Source organism: Thiobacillus sp. (genome assembly GCF_013693775.1).
In the GTDB taxonomy this organism is placed as follows: Bacteria; Pseudomonadota; Gammaproteobacteria; order Burkholderiales; family Thiobacillaceae; genus Thiobacillus.
Window position 1 is genome coordinate 2657001 of record NZ_CP059257.1, and the last position, 18899, is coordinate 2675899.

Annotated in this window: 12 protein-coding genes; 3 read left to right on the plus strand and 9 right to left on the minus strand. The window is 63.9% G+C overall.

Going from position 1 to position 18899, the window contains the following annotated elements; all coding sequences use genetic code 11:
• Positions 1-9 precede the first annotated feature (9 nt).
• The 3 genes from HZY77_RS13105 (at position 10) to HZY77_RS13115 (ending at position 8905) form a co-directional block, all read left to right on the plus strand.
• Positions 10-531, plus strand: coding sequence for a chemotaxis protein CheW (locus HZY77_RS13105; RefSeq protein ID WP_296815523.1), 522 nt, complete (start codon positions 10-12; stop codon positions 529-531).
• Between the two features lie 53 nt (positions 532-584).
• The gene (locus tag HZY77_RS13110) at positions 585-2705 is read left to right on the plus strand and encodes a methyl-accepting chemotaxis protein (protein ID WP_296815527.1); all 2121 of its coding nucleotides are present in this window, start codon (positions 585-587) and stop codon (positions 2703-2705) included.
• A 68-nt stretch (positions 2706-2773) separates the two neighbouring features.
• Positions 2774-8905: an Hpt domain-containing protein gene (locus HZY77_RS13115; RefSeq protein ID WP_296815530.1), complete on the plus strand. Its 6132-nt coding sequence runs from the start codon at positions 2774-2776 to the stop codon at positions 8903-8905.
• Positions 8906-8951: 46 nt separating this feature from the next.
• On the opposite strand, the gene HZY77_RS13120 is transcribed toward HZY77_RS13115, so the two are convergent.
• The 9 genes from HZY77_RS13120 to HZY77_RS13160 form a co-directional block, all read right to left on the minus strand.
• Entirely contained in the window at positions 8952-10004 is a 1053-nt protein-coding gene (locus HZY77_RS13120) for an Sfum_1244 family protein (protein ID WP_296815533.1), read from the minus strand.
• Positions 10005-10125: 121 nt separating this feature from the next.
• Positions 10126-11958 carry a hypothetical protein gene (locus tag HZY77_RS13125; RefSeq protein ID WP_296815536.1) on the minus strand — a complete coding sequence of 611 codons (1833 nt, stop codon included), beginning with the start codon at positions 11956-11958 and terminating at the stop codon, positions 10126-10128.
• Positions 11959-12090: 132 nt separating this feature from the next.
• Positions 12091-12624: a TIGR00645 family protein gene (locus HZY77_RS13130; protein ID WP_296815539.1), complete on the minus strand. Its 534-nt coding sequence runs from the start codon at positions 12622-12624 to the stop codon at positions 12091-12093.
• A 53-nt stretch (positions 12625-12677) separates the two neighbouring features.
• Positions 12678-14003, minus strand: coding sequence for an ATP-dependent protease ATPase subunit HslU (gene hslU / locus HZY77_RS13135; RefSeq protein ID WP_296815542.1), 1326 nt, complete (start codon positions 14001-14003; stop codon positions 12678-12680).
• Between the two features lie 31 nt (positions 14004-14034).
• Entirely contained in the window at positions 14035-14568 is a 534-nt protein-coding gene (gene hslV, locus HZY77_RS13140; RefSeq protein WP_296815545.1) for an ATP-dependent protease subunit HslV, read from the minus strand.
• A gap of 147 nt (positions 14569-14715) precedes the next feature.
• Positions 14716-15828, minus strand: coding sequence for an STAS domain-containing protein (locus HZY77_RS13145; RefSeq protein ID WP_296815548.1), 1113 nt, complete (start codon positions 15826-15828; stop codon positions 14716-14718).
• Positions 15829-15852: 24 nt separating this feature from the next.
• Positions 15853-16638: a metal ABC transporter permease gene (locus tag HZY77_RS13150; RefSeq protein WP_296815552.1), complete on the minus strand. Its 786-nt coding sequence runs from the start codon at positions 16636-16638 to the stop codon at positions 15853-15855.
• Positions 16635-17534, minus strand: a complete 900-nt coding sequence (locus HZY77_RS13155; protein ID WP_296815556.1) for a zinc ABC transporter substrate-binding protein — start codon at positions 17532-17534, stop codon at positions 16635-16637. Before HZY77_RS13155 ends, HZY77_RS13150 begins: the two co-directional genes overlap by 4 nt.
• Entirely contained in the window at positions 17446-18888 is a 1443-nt protein-coding gene (locus HZY77_RS13160; protein WP_296815559.1) for a TonB-dependent receptor, read from the minus strand. Before HZY77_RS13160 ends, HZY77_RS13155 begins: the two co-directional genes overlap by 89 nt.
• Between the last annotated feature and the right edge of the window lie 11 nt (positions 18889-18899).

Sequence of the window (18899 nt, forward strand, 5' to 3'; positions counted from 1 at the left end):
CACACCACCATGGCCAAGAAATTCAATCTGCGCGAATTTCAGACCCAGCTTTCGCAGCAGTTGCAGGCGGCGGCCAGCCGCGACAACTCCGGTTCGCGACTGGGTTTTCGCGTGGGTGACGTGAACTGGCTGGTGAGCCTGTCCGATACGGAGGAAGTGATCCCGGTTCCGCCCATCGTCAAAGTCCCCGGTGCGTGCCGATGGTTTCGCGGCGTTGCCAACATCCGCGGCAACCTGTTTGCCGTGAGCGACTTTGCCGATTTCATGGGGCAGGGCGTGACACCCGAGCATGCAGACTGCCGCCTGCTGATCCCGCATCACGATTTTGGCGTCAATGCGGCCCTGCTGGTGCGCAATACCTTAGGCCTGAAGAACATCAACCGTTACCAGCCGAGCAGTGCACGCGCAGCGCACCCATGGGTTGCGCGCCACTATGCGGACGAGGCAGGCGTCAACTGGTTCGACATGGACTTCGGACAGTTGCTTGGCAATACCGAGTTCCTCAAGGTCGAAGCACAGATCGGCAATTGATTGATCATTAAAACCGGGCGCACAGGCGCCGATACAGTGGAAGGACTGGAGCGATGAACATGGCAATCACGATGAATGGTCTCAAAGGGCTGGCGGGCCGTATGACGGGCAAGGCTGCGGGCAAAGCCGGAACCGAACACACCACCCTGATCATGCAAACCGTGCGCAAGCTGGCGGACAAGGAACCTGGCAAGGCACCCTTGATCGGCAGCCTGCCCGTCGAAAAGCAATATCTCTATACCGGCGGTACCCTGATCATCTCCCTGTTGTTGGCAGCCGGTTTCACCATCTACAGTTCGCTCCAGCTCGACAACCGAACCGGTTATGAAACGCGCGCGGGCGAGCTGAAAGTGTTGTCGCAGCGCCTGCCGCTGACCGCCCAGCAGTCTGTCCTGGGTAATACTGCGGCTTTCAAGAAACTGGCAGCGGGTAAGGCCTCGTTCGAGGCAACGCTGAAGGGCTTGACCGAAGGCGACGATACCGTACCTGCGTCCACGGGTGCGGCGCGCGCGACGCTGGAGAAGATCGAGGCGCAATGGAAGACGTTCAATCCGCAGGTCACACAGATCCTGTCGCAGCAGAAAAACCTGGTGGCGACGAGCGTCAGCATCAAACGCATTAACGACCTGAGCGTCGACTTGCAGAAAGTGGCCGAGCAGCTCGCCAGCCAGCTGGCCGATTCCGGTGCCAGCGTGCGCGAAGTGTCGCGCGCCAACCATCTGGTCATGTTGAGCCAGCGTCTGCCGAAAAATGCCAACCTGCTGCTGTCGGCCGAGTTGATCGACCCTGCCGTGGTGATGCAGTTGGAGAAAGACACGACGTCGTTCCGCGATACCGTGCAGGCCTTGATGGCAGGCGGGGCCAGCCGCAACGAGAACAGCATGGCGACGCTGGAAGACCTCGGCAGCAACATGGGTGACATGGTCGAGGTGGTCGGCTCTGTGCTGGCCAATACGCAGCCGCTGCTGCAGGCCAAGGTGTCGGCCAAGAACCTGTTCACCGGCAGCGACACGTTGTTGGCGAATACCGATCAGCTGTCGAAGGACTATCAGTCCGTCGGGGGTGCCGGCTATCTGTTGGCCGCACTGTTCGGCCTACTGGCGATCGGTTCGTTGGTGATGCTGGGGTTGGTCAATATCAACGAGACCAAGTCGCGGGCGCGCAGAAGCGAAGAAGAGAACGGCCGAAACCAGGAGGCGATCCTGCGTCTGATGGACGAACTGGGCGAACTGGCCGAAGGCAACCTCACCATCAACGCCAGCGTGACCGAAGACATCACCGGCGCGGTGGCCGACTCGATCAACTACACGGTCGAGGAATTGCGTACCCTAGTGCGCGGAATCAACAATGCCGCGCAACAGATGGACCAGGCAGCCAGCCAGGCGGGCCAGGTGTCCGATTCGCTGCAGCAGGCAGCGCGCCGTCAGACCGTGGAAATCGAAGGGACCTCGGCTGCGGTGGTGAGCCTGGCGCAGTCGGTGCAGCAGGTGTCGGGCAACGCTGCCGAGTCTGCCCGCGTGGCCGAACAATCGCTGGCTGCCGCCGAGAAGGGCCAGCAGGCGGTGGCCAACGCCATTGCCAGCATGAACGGCCTGCGCGAACAGATCCAGGAAACCTCGAAGCGAATCAAACGTCTCGGCGAATCCTCGCAGGAAATTGGCGAAATCGTCGAACTGATTTCCGACATTACCGAACAGACCAACGTGTTGGCGCTCAACGCCGCCATCCAGGCCGCATCCGCGGGCGAAGCCGGCCGCGGTTTCTCGGTGGTGGCGGAAGAAGTGCAGCGGCTGGCGGAACGTTCGGCCGATGCGACCAAGCAGATTGCCGCGATCGTGAAGACCATTCAGTCCGACACCCACGATACGGTGGCGGCGATGGAAGTGTCGACCCAGGGCGTGGTCGAGGGCGCCAAGTTGTCCGACGCCGCAGGCCAGACGCTGGCCGAGATCGGCGATGTGTCGAAGAAGCTGGCCGGGCTGATCGCCGACATTTCCTCGGCCACTCAGAGCCAGGCCGAATCGACTGCCAAGGTGGCCGAAACCATGCAGGACATCAAATCCATTTCGGCGCAGACCAGCAGCGGTACGCAGCAGACCGCCGAGTCGATCGGCGGCATGAAGCAGCTGGCACAGGATCTCAAGAATTCGGTTGCAGGCTTCAAGCTCGCCTGATTGGACTGAACGCATAGACAAGCAGTCAGCGACCTCAGGCTAAGCATACAACGTCAGGAACACACACCATGAGCGCCTTACTCGATTACGATACCGGCCCGTTGAACTGGGTGCGCGGAGACATCGACGCCGCCCTGCAAGCCGCCCTCGGCCGCGTGCAGGCCTACAGCGTGGATGCCGATCTCACCAATGCCCTGCGCCTGGCAGCCGACGACGCGCACCAGGTTACCGGCGCGCTCCGCATGGTGGGCCTCGAAGGCGCGGCCACGCTGGCGAGTGCGCTCGAATCCGCGCTGGGCGACGTCAACGAAAATCGCCTGCAGGCGAACGACGAGGTGCTGCGCGCCTTGCGCAATGCCATCGAAGGCCTGCAGCGCTGGGTCAAGGACCTGGCTGACGGGCGTGGCAGCGGCGAACTGGCACTGTTCCCCCTCTACAAGCGTCTGCGCGAGTTGCAAGGCGCGGAGCGGGTATTCGAAGGCGAGCTGTTTTTCCCTGACCTGCGCACGCGGGCGCATGCCAAGGCGGCCAACGATGCCATGACGCAGGAGATGCTGGCAGCGGAAGTCAAGACTGCGCGCGGCCTGTTCCAGCGCGGCCTGCTGGCCTTCCTGCGCAATGTCGAGGCCGAGCAGGGATTGAAGCGGATGCGCGATTCGCTGGCCGCGATCGAACGCATTGCACCGTCGCAAGCCTCGCAAACGTTCTGGTGGGCCTGCGTCGGTTTTGTCGACAGCCTGATCGCGCACGGGGTCGAGGCCGATTTCCATGTCAAGCAGCTGCTGGCCCGTGTCGACCTGCAGATGCGTCGCCTCATGGAAGGCTCGCCGCAAGTGGCCGAACGCCTGCTGCGCGATGCCTTGTTTTTCGTGGCNAAAAGCCAGACCCTGGATGGGCGCGCTGCCGAAGTCCGGGCGACGTTTGGCCTCGATCGCTACCTGCCCGGCCGTGGCATGCTCGATCCTGAGGCACTGGCACGCATGCGCCCGGTCCTGGATGCCCTGCAGGCAAGTCTCAAGGCGGCGCGCGATAGCTGGCACGCCTATGTGGAAGGCGACGCTGGCCAGTTGCCGCAGTTCCAGACACACCTCGAACGCATGATGCCGCAGGCTCAGGCGTTGGAAGACAGCAAGCTGAAACCCCTGCTGGACGAATTGGCCGCCGCCGCTGCCGCACGGGCCGCGCGCGAGGGCGATGCACGCGAGCAGATGGATCTGGAGATCGCAGCCACGCTGCTGTTCATGCAGAACGCCGTCGATCAGGAAGACGTACTGCACAGTGATTTTGCGGTTCGCGCGGAAGGCCAGCAGGCGCGTCTACTGGCCCTGATCGAAGGTCGGGAGATGCCGGCTGTCGTCGTGGATGCCAATAGCCAGCGCGAAGCCGAGCGCGACATGCTGGTGCATATGGCGCAGGAAGTTGGTCAGAATCTGAAGCAGATGGAAGACGCACTGGACGCCTTCTTCCGCGACGCGGGCGAACGCGAGGCGCTGGCGGGCGTCCCCGCGCTGGCACAGCAGGCGCAGGGTGCGTTGACCATGCTGGAATTGCCCGACGCTGCAGGTCTGCTGGGTGCGGCGACCGCGACGGTACAAGCGTTTGCCAAGGAAGGCTACCCTGACGAAGCGACCCAGCAACGCCTGGCCGATGCATTCTCCAGCCTCGGTCTGTATATCGAATCCTACTGCGCCGGCCGTGCCGACGCCGCCAGAATCCTGCGACCCGTGCTGATCGAGTTCGGCGTGATCGATCCAGGTAGCGTTGAAGACAGCGCATTCGACGACACCGTCGAATCAGGCTTGCCCGCTCGCAAAACCGAAGTCCAGGAAAATTATCTTGAGTGGCGCGATCAACCCGACGACGCCACAAAAAAATTCCTTGATGCCCTGACCGAACTCAGCCGCGACGCCGAACTGATCGATGACGCCACGCTGAAACAGCAGACCCGTGCGGCGCTCGATGCCTGTCGCGATGCGATGGAAGCCCCGCTGGCACTCGATGCCGATGTGGCCGTCCTGACCGGCCTGCCGCTGCCCGAACGGGTTGCGATCGACATGCCAGTGGCGCTTGAAGGCGAGACGGAAACGACACTGCCGGCGATTGATCTGCGTACGGATGACGTGTTCGACAATGGCGTGCCGACTGAGGCGCAAGCCGACGAAGCAGCCGTGTTCGCATACGCTGCAATCATCGAAACGGTACAGCCGTCGGCCGTGGCTGCAGCCGAGCCAGCCTCAGTGGCGGAAACCGGTTCGCCTGGCGATGATGCACTCGGTGAAACCCTGCTTCACGTTATGATTCCCGAAGGATCCGAAGCGGAACTGCTGGAGATCTTCCTAGAGGAAGCCAACGAGGTGCTGGCGGCCATGGGCGAAGCCGGCGAAGCCTGCCAGGCCAATCCCGACGACCAGGCTGCCCTGACCGTCATCCGCCGTGGCTTCCACACGTTGAAAGGTAGTGGGCGCATGGTGGGCCTGGACGAACTGGGCGAAACCGCGTGGCGTCACGAGCAGTTGATGAACGGCTGGCTGGCCGAGAACAAGCCAGCCAGTGGCGACTTGTTGCGCCTGGTAGGACGTGCACGCGGGGTCTTCCAGGACTGGGTGAACGCCCTGCAGAAAAATCAATCTGCGAGCTTGCCGGTTTCAGCCTTGCTGGCGGCGGTCGATCGTGTAGCACAGGGACAAGCTCTGGATGTGACGCCCGTTCCGGTTGCTGCGCCGCCCGAGCAGGTTGTCGAAGCGCCGGCTGCGAATGCGCCGGGCAGGCATGAAACGGTTGCAGAAGCCGAGTTTTTGGCTGAAACCGGGACGGTAGGGGAAACTGAAGAAACGACAGCTGTGCCGGAAGGCGAGGCGACGGCCTCAATCGACATGGACGTTGCGGCCGATGCTGAAGCGGAAAGCGATTGGCTGGCCTTGTCAGCGGTCGAGCAAGAGGACGCTGTCGCCGCACTGGAAAATGGTGCGACGGATGATGCCGAGGCCGCTACCGCTGACACGCCAGTCGAGTTGATCGAACAGGCAGGCTGCGAAGTGCGTGCCGATGCTGCACCGATCATGGTGGACGATGTCCAGCCTGAAGCCGAAGTAGTCCGTGTTGAACTGCCTGCGCTGAACGTTGGCGCGATCATTGAATATGCGGTTGCCCCCGCAGTGGCCAGCGATCTGTCCATCCAGGAAGAAATGGCTTCGCCGGACGAAACCCTGGCAGAACCACCTACCGCCGTACAAGAGCATTCTGCCCCGCTCGATGAGGCGCTCCCTGCGGAGCTGCCCATGCCGGACGAAATCTGCATCGGGCCGGTTTGCCTCTCCGCCGGGCTTTACGAAATTTTCATGACCGAAGCCCACCAACGGCTGGCCGTGCTGACGGAAGAGGCCGAGCGTCACGCCGAAGCCGAACACAGTTCGGTCAGCGAGCATGCGCGACGCGCGATCCACACGCTGGGTGGCATTGCAGGGACTGCCGGCATCACTGCCCTGTCGGATCTGTCGCATGCCTTCGAGCAGTATTGGAACCGCTTCGTGCATGTGCCCATCCCGACTTCGCATCTCTCACTGGTCCAGGATACCGTTGCACGTCTGCACGAGATGATCGCAAGTATCGAGAGGGGACACCTGCCCGATGCGGCAAACGACCTGATCGCAACGTTGGGCGAACTGGAGGATGAACAGACATCGTTGATGTCGGACGCGGTGTCCGCTACAGCCCATGAGGAAACGGGCGAGGTGAACGTGCCGTCCGCCGAGAGCCAGGAACAGGACGCGCCGGTCGAGCCGGAGCGCGTTGCCGAGCCGGCCGCCACCGTTCAAGCCGAAACGACGCCCGCCCTGCCGGATATCAGTGCGCTGGTCCCTGACATCAAACCTACGGCTCCGGCACCGGTATTCGAACGGCGTGAAGTAGCCGATGAAATCGACCAGCAGCTGCTGCCGATCTTCCTTGAGGAAGCCGATACGCTGGTGCCGGATACCAGCGCGCAACTTCGTGCGTGGAAAGAGGCGCCCGCCGGCACAGGCCCGCGCGACGCGCTCCGCCGCAACCTGCATACCATCAAGGGCAGTGCGCGCATGGTCGGTGCGATGCGCCTGGGCGAACTGACCCACGTGATGGAATCGCGCGTGATCGCCGTGATCGAGGGCCATCTGGCAGCTAGCCACGACGTGTTCGATACGCTGGAAACCCAGCTCGATCGGCTGGCCGATGCCGTGGAACGCCTGAAGCAGGGCGATCTTGCGCCGGCACTCGAGGACGCGCCCGTCCCGCTGGAAGCACCGGTCGAACCGGTGCTGGGTCGGGCCGATCCTGCGGCTGCCGCAACGGCCGACCCGCTTGCGCCTGCGACACCGGTCACGCGCGAAAGCAATGCCCTGACGCTGCGTGTGCGGGCCGACTGGGTCGACCGCATGGTCAACCAGGCTGGCGAAGTGGCGATCGCACGTTCACGTATCGAAAGCGAAGTATTTGCGTTCAAGCGTCACGTCAACGAATTGTCGGAAGCGCTGGTGCGCCTGCGTGGCCACATCCGCGAAGTCGAGATCCAGGCCGAGTCGCAGATGCAGGCGACGTTCCAGACGCAGGGCGCGGCCGAGGAGTTCGACCCGCTGGAGTTCGACCGTTTCACCCGTTTCCAGGAAGTCACCCGTTTCCTCGCCGAAAGCGTGAACGACATCTCCACGGTGCAACATATCCTCTTGGCCCGCCTGGGTGAGGCGGATGCCGCGCTGATCCAGCAGACGCGGCTGAACCGCGAACTGCAGCAGGATCTGCTGCGAGTCCGCATGGTGCCGCTGTATTCAGTGGCCGAGCGCCTGTATCGGACCGTGCGCCAGACCGCGCGCGACGTCGACAAGCGCGCCCAGCTTGACATCCAGGGCGGCGAACTCGAAATTGACCGCTCGGTGCTGGAGAAGGTGACCGCGCCGCTGGAGCACTTGCTGCGCAATGCGCTGGCGCACGGCATTGAAGATCCCGAGGTGCGCCGGGCGGCGGGCAAGGCCGAGTTTGGCGAGATCGTGTTGTCGGCGCGCCAGACCGGCAACGAAATGATGCTGACCGTGAAGGACGATGGCGCCGGCCTCAACTATGCGCGTATCCGTGAAAAGGCGGAGGCCAGCGGCCTGCTGTTGCCNGGGGTCGAGCCGACCGAGTCGCTGCTGGCGCAGATGATTTTTGCCGCCGGCTTCTCCACCGCCGAAACCGTCAGTCAGGTTGCCGGGCGCGGTGTCGGCATGGACGTCGTCAAGAGCGAAATCTCCGCGCTGGGCGGCCGTATCGACATCACCTCCACGCCCGGCGCGGGTACGGCTTTCAACATCTATCTGCCGCTCACCCTGGCGATGACGCAGGCGGTGATGATCCAGGCCGCCAAGCACGATTACGCACTGCCGGCTCCCTTGGTGCAGCAGGTGCTGGAACTCAAGCCGCATGATCTGGAGCAGGCCATGGCAGCCGGCGAACTGACGTGGCGCGGTGCGCGTTATCCGTTCTCCTATCTGCCGCATCTGCTGGGCGATACCGAGGCGGTGCACGAGGTGCAGCGCTACAACCCGGTGGTGCTGCTGAAAAGCGGCTCCAGCCAGGCAGCCGTGCTGCTCGACGCGATCGAAGGCACGCGCGAAATCGTGGTCAAGAACATTGGCCCACAGATGGCGCGCATTACTGGTGTCGCGGGCGCTACCGTACGCGGCGACGGACGCGTGATCTTGATCCTCAACCCGGTGCCGCTGGCATTGCGTTGGGCCAGTTTGCCGCGCGGCGCAGCGGAACGCACGGCGCCTGCCGAGGCTGTGGAAGTCAGCACCGCCCTGCAGCCGCCGCTGGTGCTGGTGGTCGACGATTCACTCACCGTGCGCAAGATCACCACGCGCCTCCTCACCCGCGAAGGCTTCCGCGTCGACAGCGCGAAGGATGGCGTCGATGCGCTGGAAAAGATGCACGACCTGATCCCTGACGTGGTCCTGCTCGACGCCGAGATGCCGCGCATGGACGGTTTCGAGCTGGCGCGCGTCATGCGTAGCGATGCACGCCTGAAGTCGGTACCGATCATCATGATTACCTCGCGGACGGCGGACAAGCACCGCAACCGTGCGATGGAAATCGGCGTCAACGTGTACCTGGGCAAACCGTATCAGGAGCAGCAGTTGCTCGACTCCATTGCCGAGCAGCTTGGCCAGGAAGCCGCTGTGCCGGCATAACAGCAGGGTGCTAGAAAACGGGCGCGCCTGGCGCCCGTTTTTTCGCCTAGAGGCGGAGGCCGGCGAGATCGCCGCTGGCCAGCGCGTTGAGCTGCGCGTTGCCTTGCGCCGGATCGTGATGGTAGGTCGTCGTTAGCAGGCGGGCGGCATCCAGCCAGTGGGATTCAGCCGCCTTCACCATTGAGGTCAGGCTGGCGGTGTCGCCGTTGCCGAGCCAGGCTTCGTATGCCCGCGGGAGTGCCGGGAACAGGGCGCGGCGCAGCCCGGATAGATTCGCCAGGTAGAAATGCAGCGAACCGATGGCTTCGCGTTCGAGCAGCGTCGGCAGCGTGATCAGGCAGTCGGCCAGATGGTCGCGCACAGCACGCGCCAGCAGTTCGGCATGCCGCGAACTGAGGTGGCCGAGCATCGCATTCCAGTCCTCGCCCAGCAGTGATTCCGCGCGCGCCTCGCCGATCTCGTGGAGAATCATCGCCTCGCTCTCCGCCTCGGCCATGCGATCGAGGCCGTGCTCGGTGTCGCGTTCGAAGTCGTAGTGGGCAAACGCGCGGCCCAGCGCCGTGTCCTTTTCCTTCCACTGCCATTCTTCGTACTTGTTCCACAGCAGGCGGCGCACCGCGTCCATGCGTAGGAAGATGGCGCCGTCCCGCATGGCGGCAGNGGNGGCGATCAGATCGCGCGCATATTCGCAGCCGGCGACCAGCACCTGCACGCCATCACGGACCTCGGCGCGCTTGAGCTCGGCCAGCACGAAATGCGGCTTGCGGAAGTGCCCCAGGCCGCTGCTGTAGACCAGCCCCTGCGGGATCAGCGCGCGGTTGATGTCGTCGGCCTCGAACGGGTCGATGCCGGCTTCGTTCAGCGGTAGGGNGGCGAAATCTTCTTCTTCCACTGTATCCCACAGGCTTTCGCGTGCATTCAGCCAGTCGCCGAGTTCGTCCTTGGGCAGGCGCGCGCCATAGGGAATTTCCATTTCCCAACGATAGTACTCGCGCATTTCCAGCAGAAAAGTACACATCGTCATGTCGCGCGCGTGGCGGGCGTCGGCGATGGTGCAATTTTTCTGCACCGTGTCGATAAGAGCAGAAAGTTCAAGCATGACGCACTCCTGAAGACAGCTTTATCTGGAGTGTACAAATAAAAACAGCCCATGTAACCGGGCTGTTTTCAGGGGTATTGCAGGTGGCCAGCGTGACCCGGTCCGCCGGCCGGCCGGCGGACTAGTGGCGGCGGGTGACGCCGAAGAAATTCAGGTCGGCGCGCGAGCGGCNGGAAAGCTCGAAGCGCGCGGCATCGGCGCCGCTGAATTGTCCCGCAAGCTGGCCATACACCTCGGTTGCCCAGGCCTTGTCGTTGAGTGCGTCGGCAATGCCTTCGGCCCAGCGCAGCTTGTCGGCAGGCTTGCTCAAGTGGGCACCGCATTGGGCATACCATTNTTTCAGCGTCTCGGCCGGGAGTGCGAATCCCTTCAGGCGATCGATGAACTGAATGCAGGCGTCGCCATTCGGGCAGGCGGCCGCAGCGGCTGCATAGAGTTCATCGGCCCGGGCGCTGTTGCCCATGGATGCATACAAGCGGCCGATGTGGGTGAGCGCGAAGTGATCCTTGGCTTGCGCGCGTGCGGCCTCGAGCAGGCGGCCTGCCTCGGTTGCATCCTGCGTCGCGGCGAAGCTCGCCTCGGCAAGTTTGGCGGTATCGTAGACCGTGGCATTCGGGTCCGCCGCCAGTGCAGTTTCGCGCGCGGCGAGGTAGGCGCGTGCCTTGGAGACACCCAGTTCGCGGTGATGCAGATGCGCGGCGGTGACCACCAAATCCTTGAACGCGATGAAGTCGGTGGCGTTTTCCGCGGCGCGGTCGAGCAGGCGGGAGAGCCAGTCGGTGTCGTCCAGATTCTTGTCTACCGCCAGCATGATGGGCTTGTAGCGCGAGAACTGATAGCCGGTCCCGTCGAGCAGGGTCTCGGCTGCCTCGATCAGCTTGGCGGCGTAGAACGGGTCTTCCAGTTCCAGCCGGACGCGGTCGGCCAGGGCGAGGAATTGCTTGACGCTGGCGGCTTCCTTTTCCAGCTGCTGGAACTCCATATAGCGTGCGTGGTTGGCCTGGCGCTTCTCCAGCTTGATTTTCACGCGGGCGAGGCGTTCGGCATCGTCGGCCAGATGTGCTTCCACCGCGGCCACGAGTTTCTGCATTTCGTCCAGTCCGGCCACGGCGTCTTCGGCCTTGTCGAGCAGGGCCGCCGCACCCGGCTTGTCGCCCACGCCGGCCAAACCTTCGGCGAGCTCGATGTAGTCGCCGGTGGCGTTCGCCAAGTCCCCCGCCTNTTTCAGGGCAGACTGCATGAATGCCGTGTCGCCCGCCTGCTTGGCCGACTCGATCAGCGTCTTGGCGGCGCCGAAGTCGGTGGCGCCAGCCAGGGCACGCTCATACAAGGCCTTGGCGCGCGCCGGGTCGCCCAGCGTCTTGGTGACCTCGCCGGCCAGCGACAGCAGGTCGGGCACGCTGGAAAGCTTCTCGCCGGCCTTGTTGAAGATCGCCGCGGCGTAATCCTTGTCGAGCAGATGCTCGGCCGAGGCCGCTGCCAGTTTGCTGTATTCGACCGCGCGGGAAATTTTTGCTTCGGCCTTTTCCAGTATCTTCTTGGCAAACGCGCCGTCGGCGATGACGCTCATCACGTTCTTCGCCAGGTCGATCAGCGGGTCGAGGTTGTTGGTTTCCTTCAGCGCCTTCTCATACGCGCCCACCGCGGCCGCCTTGTCGCCCAGCACCTTGAACTTGGCCTCGGCCAGCGCGATCTGCTCCTCGCCGCTCATGCAGTAGTCCTCGGCAGTCTGCAGCAGCTCCTCGGCGCGGCTTTGTTCGCCCAGTTCCTTGTAGACGATGGCGCAGGCAGCCAGATCCTTGGTGAACTGGCAGTCGTCCGCCACGCGGTCCATCAGCTCCTTGGCGTAGGCCGCGTCGGCGGGTTCCTGCAGGGCTTCCAGCGCGAGCGCCGCGTAATCGGCGCCGCCGCTGCATTGGGCTTCTTTGGGGGTGAGAGTGTCGCGGGTGGCCATAAGGGGTGTCTCCAGATAAACGTAACTTAACCGGGCAATTTTCCGCCTGCGGGGGTGGACAGCCAAATAAGTAATGTCGATGGAGGCATTAGCGGCGGCATCAGGCCCTGCCGGCGTGGCCGCGCCCCGAGGTCAATGCCTTGCCGTCTGCGGCATCAGCTTGTCGATATACGCGATCGACACCGCCGACACGATGAATGCCATGTGGATAACCGTCTGCCACAGCAGGACCTTGTCATCCAGGTTGGGGGCGTTGATGAAGGTCTTCAGCAGATGGATCGACGAGATGCCGATGATGGCGGTGGCAAGCTTGACCTTGAGGACGTTGGCGTTGACGTGAGACAGCCACTCGGGCTCGTCGGGATGGCCTTCGAGGTTGAGGCGGGAGACGAAGGTCTCGTAGCCGCCGACGATGACCATGATGAGCAGGTTGGAGATCATCACCACGTCGATCAGACCCAGCACGATGAGCATGATCTTCTCCTCGGTGAGCGTGAAGGTGCCGACGACGAGATGCTCCAGTTCGATCATGAAATGCACGACGTAGACGAGCTGAGCGCCGATCAGGCCGAGATAGAGGGNGACCTGCAGCCAGCGGCTGCCGAACAGGAGGGTGGAGAGAAGCTTGTTGCGCGTAGCAACGGGCTGGCGGTCTTCGGGATTCATGTATTCAGGGCGTTAACAGGGTTGCAAAGTGCAGGGTGTGCCTGGGCCACGCGTTACAGGACGTAGCGCGCGAGGTCCTCGCGGGCGGCCAGGGCGGCCAGCCGGGTGGTGACGGCGTCGGCGTCGACCACGTATTCGCCCGTGGTGGTGCCGGCGTCGAAGGAAATATCCTCCAGCAGTTTTTCCATCACCGTGTGCAGGCGGCGGGCGCCGATGTTCTCGGTGCGCTCGTTGACCTCGAAGGCAATCTCGGCGATGCGGCGGATGCCGTCGTCGGTGAACCTGAGCGCCACGCCTTCGGTCGCCAGCAGGGCTTCGTATTGCCGGGTCAGACAGGCATCGGTGGCGGTCAGGATGCGCTCGAAGTCCTCCACCGACAGTGCCTGCAGCTCGACGCGGATCGGCAACCGTCCCTGCAACTCGGGGATGAGGTCGGACGGTTTGGACAGATGGAACGCGCCGCTGGCGATGAACAGGATGTGGTCGGTCTTCACCATGCCGTACTTGGTCGAGACCGTGGTGCCCTCGATCAGCGGCAGCAGGTCGCGCTGTACGCCCTGGCGCGACACGTCGCTGCCGTGGGCGTCGCTGCGGGTGGCGATCTTGTCTATTTCATCCANAAACACGATGCCGTGCTGCTCGACGGCTTCGAGCGCCTGCTGCTTGGTTTCCTCGTCGTTGATCAGCCGCCCGGCCTCTTCTTCGGTCAGCAGCTTCATCGCCTCGCGTACTTTCAGCTTGCGGTTCTGCCGGCGGCCTTGCCCGAGGTTCTGGAACATGCCCTGCAGTTGCTGCGACAGGTCTTCCATCCCCGGCGGGGTGAAGATTTCCATGCTGGGATTGGCTGCGGCGACTTCGATCTCGATTTCCTTGTCGTCGAGCTGGCCTTCGCGCAGCATTTTGCGGAAGCGTTGGCGCGCCGTGCCTTCCTCGCGTTGCGGCTGCTCGGCTTCGCCGAAGCCGACGCTGCGGGGCGGCGGCAAGAGCGCGTCGAGGATGCGTTCCTCGGCAGACTCTTCGGCGCGGAACTGCACCTTGGACGTGGCCTGTTCGCGCATCTGCTTGACTGCGGTTTCCATCAGGTCGCGGATGATGGTGTCGACATCGCGGCCGACATAGCCGACTTCGGTGAACTTGGTCGCCTCGATCTTGATGAAAGGCGCATTGGCGAGGCGCGCCAGGCGGCGGGCGATCTCAGTCTTGCCGACACCGGTCGGACCAATCATGAGGATGTTCTTCGGCGTGATTTCCTGGCGCAGCGGTTCGTCGACCTGCTGGCGCCGCCAGCGGTTGCGAAGCGCGACTGCGACCGCGCGCTTGGCGGCGGCCTGGCCGACGATGTGCTTGTCGAGTTCGTGGACGATTTCTTTGGGAGTCATGGGCGGGGAGCGGTAAGCGGTGAGCGGGGGCTCACAGGGTTTCGATGACGTGATTCTGGTTCGAGTAGATGCAAATATCCCCTGCAATGGTGAGGCTCTTCTTCACGATTTCAAGCGGGGGCAGGTCGGTGTTCTGCAGCAGCGCCACTGCGGCGGACTGGGCGAAGGCGCCGCCGGAGCCGATGGCGGCGATGCCGAGCTCGGGTTCCAGCACGTCGCCGTTGCCGGTGATGATGAGCGAGTGCTCGCGGTCGGCGACCGCCAGCATGGCCTCCAGCCGGCGTAGCATGCGATCGGTACGCCAGTCCTTGGCGAGCTCGACCGCGCTGCGCAGCAGGTGGCCGGAATGCTTGTCGAGCTTGGCTTCGAAACGCTCGAACAGGGTGAAGGCATCGGCGGTGCCGCCGGCGAACCCGGCCAGGACTTTATCCTGGTATAGCCGCCGTATCTTGCGTGCGGTGGATTTGATGACGATGTTGCCAAGCGTGACCTGGCCGTCGCCGCCAAGGGCGACGTCGGCGCCCCGGCGAACGGAGAGGATGGTGGTGCCGCGATACTGTTTCATGTGCGGGAAGCTTCCTGAAAAGACGGTGAACCGTGGAAGACGCAAGCGGATGGATAGGGCTGTCCGGGATGGCGTCTTTCGCGGCTCGGTTCAAGTGTCGGAAATTATACGTGGGCAGGGGTCGACAGCCTGCACCGGCGGAAGGGGTCAGTCCGGGTGGTGCGGAATGAGTTGCGCCAGCTGATCGATACCCATGACGCGGAAAAGTTCATGAATGAGTGCATTGTGGCCGCGCAGGGTGATGGCCTTGCCGCTGCCCAGGCATTGCATCAGCACGCTGATGAACTGGCTGACGCTGCCGTAGTCGACCCGGGTCACCTGGGTCAGGTCGACCAGCACGTCGTTATGCGTGGCGGCATAGCTGCCGAACTGTTGCAGGGCGCTATCGTTGGCCGGGGTGATCTCGCCGGCCAGCCGCAAGGCGTCGTCTACCGGTTCGGGAGGTGGGGCTTGGACCACCTCGGCTGCCTGCCCTTCGCTCCAGGAAGGCGGCGAGACCTCGAAGCGGACGGCATAGTCAACGGCCAGGTCTTCGAAATTGTCCTGCTGGCCGAGTATCTGGTAGAGCTCCAGCAGCAACAGCCAGTGTACGGCGCGGCTGTGGGTGGCGCGATTGAGATCCTGCAGCAGGGCGATCAGGCGGTCAACGCCGCTAACCTGGAGTTTGCGCTTGGCTTTGCGGGCCGCGCTCAATATCTGGGCGCATTCGTTCGCACCGCTTTCATCGACCATCTCGATGCGGGAAAAGTCGATCCGCACCACGGCCTTCTTGTCGGTACCGGCGATACCTTCGCGCAGGGTGGCCGCCGCTTTCCTGTCGAGCAGTCCCGGCAGTTCCAGACTGGCCGCTTCGGCCTGCTGGGGTGCGCCAGCCGCGCCGTTGCTCCCCATTTTCTGCCAGACAGGTGGCGAGGTTTCGAAGCGCATCGCATAATCGAGCGCCAGTTGCTCGAATTCCTTCTCGCGGCGCTGGATGCAATAGAGGTCAAACAGCATGTGCCAGGCGCGGCGATCGCCGCCGCCCAGGATGTCCTTCAGCAGACGCTCCGCCATGTCGGTCTGGCCGCTGGCATACATGATGGCCGCTTCGTCTACCGCCGACTGGGGTGCACCGCTGGATTCCTCCACCACGATGCCGCTGGCCCCCATGTCCATGGTCAGCAAGGTTTCGGTGGGGTGCGGTTCGACAGGTGCGGAGACAGGCGCCTGCTTGGGCGCGGGCGCCTTGTCCTTACCTTTCTTGAAAAACGGAAGAGCCACAGAGTATGCGTGCGCGGGTCAGAGTCAGTGATGGATACTAGCGCTGTCGCCCCGTCCCGGCAACCGCAATAACCCGCCGCCAAGCAAGGCAACCGCGGCAAGTGCCATGACGATCGCCGGACCGGCAGGCCAGTCGAAGAGCGCCGATGCCGCCAGTCCGGCTGCGTAGGCCAGCGCGCCGAGTCCCCAGCCGATCAGCAATCCCGCCCGCGGCGGCCAGCCGCGTACTGCCAGCGCGGGCAGGATCAGGCTGGCAAATACCAGATAGACACCGACGAGCTGTACCGAGGCGGTGATGGCGAGCGCAAAGATCAGGTAAAAGCCCATCCGTCCGAGGCGTAGGCCCCGCAGCCGCCAGAAACCGAGCAGCAACGCGTAGACCACCGCGATCTGGGCCAGCTGGGGCGGCCCGACCCAGAGGATCTGTCCGGCCAGCAGCTCGTTCAGGTGCTCTCCGCCATGCGGATCGCCCGACAGCAGCAGCACGGCCAGGCTCGCCGCGACGGCGAAAGATGAGCCGATCAGCGCTTCCTGGATATCGGGCCAGCGCGATTCACACCACGCCAGAAACGCGGCGCCGGCCAGTGCCGCCGCCGCCGCCGCCAGCTGGGTCTGCCAGCCCTGGGTTTCCCAGCCCAGGGTGTGGGCGGCAATGACACCGAGCACGGCGATCTGGGCAATGGCGAGATCGAGGAAGATGATTCCGCGCGCCAGGACCCGCCGCCCCAGCGGGACATGCGTGGCAAGAACGAGCAGGCCGGCGACGAACGGCCAGCCGAGCAGCCCCGGGTCGAGTGCGGCCCAGTTCATCGTGCGACCTTCAGCAATTGCGCGACGCTGTCGTCGAACAGGCCAAAGAGATCCTTGGCCCGGTCCGATCCGCCAACGGTGAACGGCATCGCGACGGCCGGGATCCCGGCGTGCTCGGCCAGCCATTCCGACGGGCGCGGGTCCTGGTAGGCGGCCCGGATGACGACCTTGGCGGGCGTGGTTTTCAGTTGCGCGACGATTTCTGCCAGATGGCCGATCGACGGTGCGACACCAGGTTTGGGTTCCAGCACGGCCACTTGTTTCAGCCCCAGCCAGTTCTCCAGATAGGNGAAGCCCTCGTGCTGCACGGCGATGGGCATGCCCTTCAGCGGGGCGGCCTGCGCCTGCCAGCGGGCCATTACCGCATTCCAGCGCGTGTTGAAATCCGCCAGCCGCGTCTTGTACACGGCGGCGTGGGCCGGATCGATCTCGGCCAGGCGTGCGCCGAGCACCTGCGCCACGCGCGCGATGTTGCGCGGATCGGTCTGGATATGCGGATTGCCCGCAGCGTGGATGTCGCCCTGGGCGCGGTCGAGGATAGCCGGCTTTTCCAGCAGCGCGACCTGTCGTGCCGCCTCGAAATAGCCCGGCTGCCCCGGCTGGGTCGCGGCGTTGCCCGCCTGCCGCAGCAGCACCGGCAGCCAGCCGATCTCGAGTTCGGCGCCGGTGCAGACGGCAAGCTCGGCGCGCCGCATCTGCGCGATCAGGCTGGGGCGCGCCTCGATGTGGTGCGGGTCCTGGAAGGCCGTGGTGGCGGTATAGACCTTGACGGCGTCGCCGCCGAGTTCGGTGGCCAGTGCGCCCCATTCAGGCTCGCAGGCAAAAACATTGAGCGCGGCATGGGCGAAGACCGGCCAGGCCGCGACGAGGATGGCGAATAAACGGAATGCTTTCATCGGGATTTCCTTTAAAAGAGTGCGCGCCATGCGTGCCGAGACTGAAGATGTACTGCACGTACCACTGGTTCTCGTCCTGTCCTTCAGTGGCCTTGTCTTTCGTGTATTGCAGGCGCCAGCGAGAGAACTCCGAAGGCGAGTAATCGACCATCAGCGAATGGCGGGTCGGTTTGTAATCGGAGTTCGGCAGCTTGGCGTTGTTGAGGCCGAAATCACGCGAGCCCGGGTCGAGCAGATCGTAGCGATAGCCGGCGCGCCAGTGCTGCATGAACTGGTACACGCCCTGCGCGTAGCCACCGTACTGGGTGGCTTGGTAAGCACCGGCCCCACACAGCGATGTGCCTATACAGTCGAGGCTGCCGCTTTCCTCGCGGCGGAACGCCTCGGCGGCAAACTTGAAGTTGTGGATGGTGGAATTGCCTCGCGGTGCCCACTTCCAGACGAAATCCGCAAGCCAGGTCTTGCTGTCGCCGGTGAAGACGGTGTTGACGTCGTTACCGGCAAAGTCGGCGAGTTTGCCGGTACGCGCGTCGGCACGGGTCGATAGATACGACACGCCGCCGCGCCAGCTGTGCGAATCGCCCACGTCGCCGCCGACATGGCCATACAGCGCGTAGTTGCCGATGCCGTTCGTATTGCGGTCGGTGCCGGGGAAGTTTGCCCCGCGCCCGATTTCGGCGCCCAGTTCGGTGAAGAGGTCGGTCGGTGCCACCCACCGAAGCTGCAGGCCGTCGTTGCCATAGCCTTCGCCGAACAGGGCTTCGTACATCAGGTTGTTGGTGGCGAAATCCCAGGCATGCGGATGTTGTTCGTTCTGGTAGCCGATGCCGGAACGGAAGCGGCCACCCTTCACGGTCAGGCCCTGGCCCAGCGCCAGAGTCTGGAACCAGGCTTCTTCCACGCCGACCGTGCCGTCGTTCAGCGTGGCATTGAAATAGCCACGGAAATACGGATCGATATTGGAGGACAGGACCAGTTCGCTGTCGTCGACCGAGAAGCCGCGCGAGGTAGCGGGCGCCGTGCCGTCAGGCAGGAAGCCCGTGATGCGGCGTGCGGGGAGGTCCTTCAGATGGGCATACCCGCCCTGCAGGATGAGCGAAATTTCGGGATTGAAGGCTCCCGGGTTGCTGGGTGCCGAGCTGGCCGCGTCTTGCGCAGGGACGGCGGGCTGGACGGCATTGGCGGCGGCAGTCGCTTCGGCACGGGCAAGCCGCGCTTCCAGCGTCTGGATACGGGTTTCGTAATCGGTTTTCATTTTCTGGACTTCGGCGCGCAGGGCGGCGAGATCGGCATCGTCGGCATGGGCCGGACAGGCGGCCGCCAGCGCGGCCGCCAGGAGGGCGGGACGTAACATGTTTGACTCCG

Coding starts and splice junctions, on each gene's coding strand:
- hslV (WP_296815545.1), bottom strand. CDS start 14,568: ATGAAACAGTATCGCGGCACCACCATCCTCTCCGTTCGCCGGGGCGCC.
- HZY77_RS13150 (WP_296815552.1), bottom strand. CDS start 16,638: ATGAACTGGGCCGCACTCGACCCGGGGCTGCTCGGCTGGCCGTTCGTC.
- HZY77_RS13105 (WP_296815523.1), top strand. CDS start 10: ATGGCCAAGAAATTCAATCTGCGCGAATTTCAGACCCAGCTTTCGCAG.
- HZY77_RS13110 (WP_296815527.1), top strand. CDS start 585: ATGAACATGGCAATCACGATGAATGGTCTCAAAGGGCTGGCGGGCCGT.
- HZY77_RS13160 (WP_296815559.1), bottom strand. CDS start 18,888: ATGTTACGTCCCGCCCTCCTGGCGGCCGCGCTGGCGGCCGCCTGTCCG.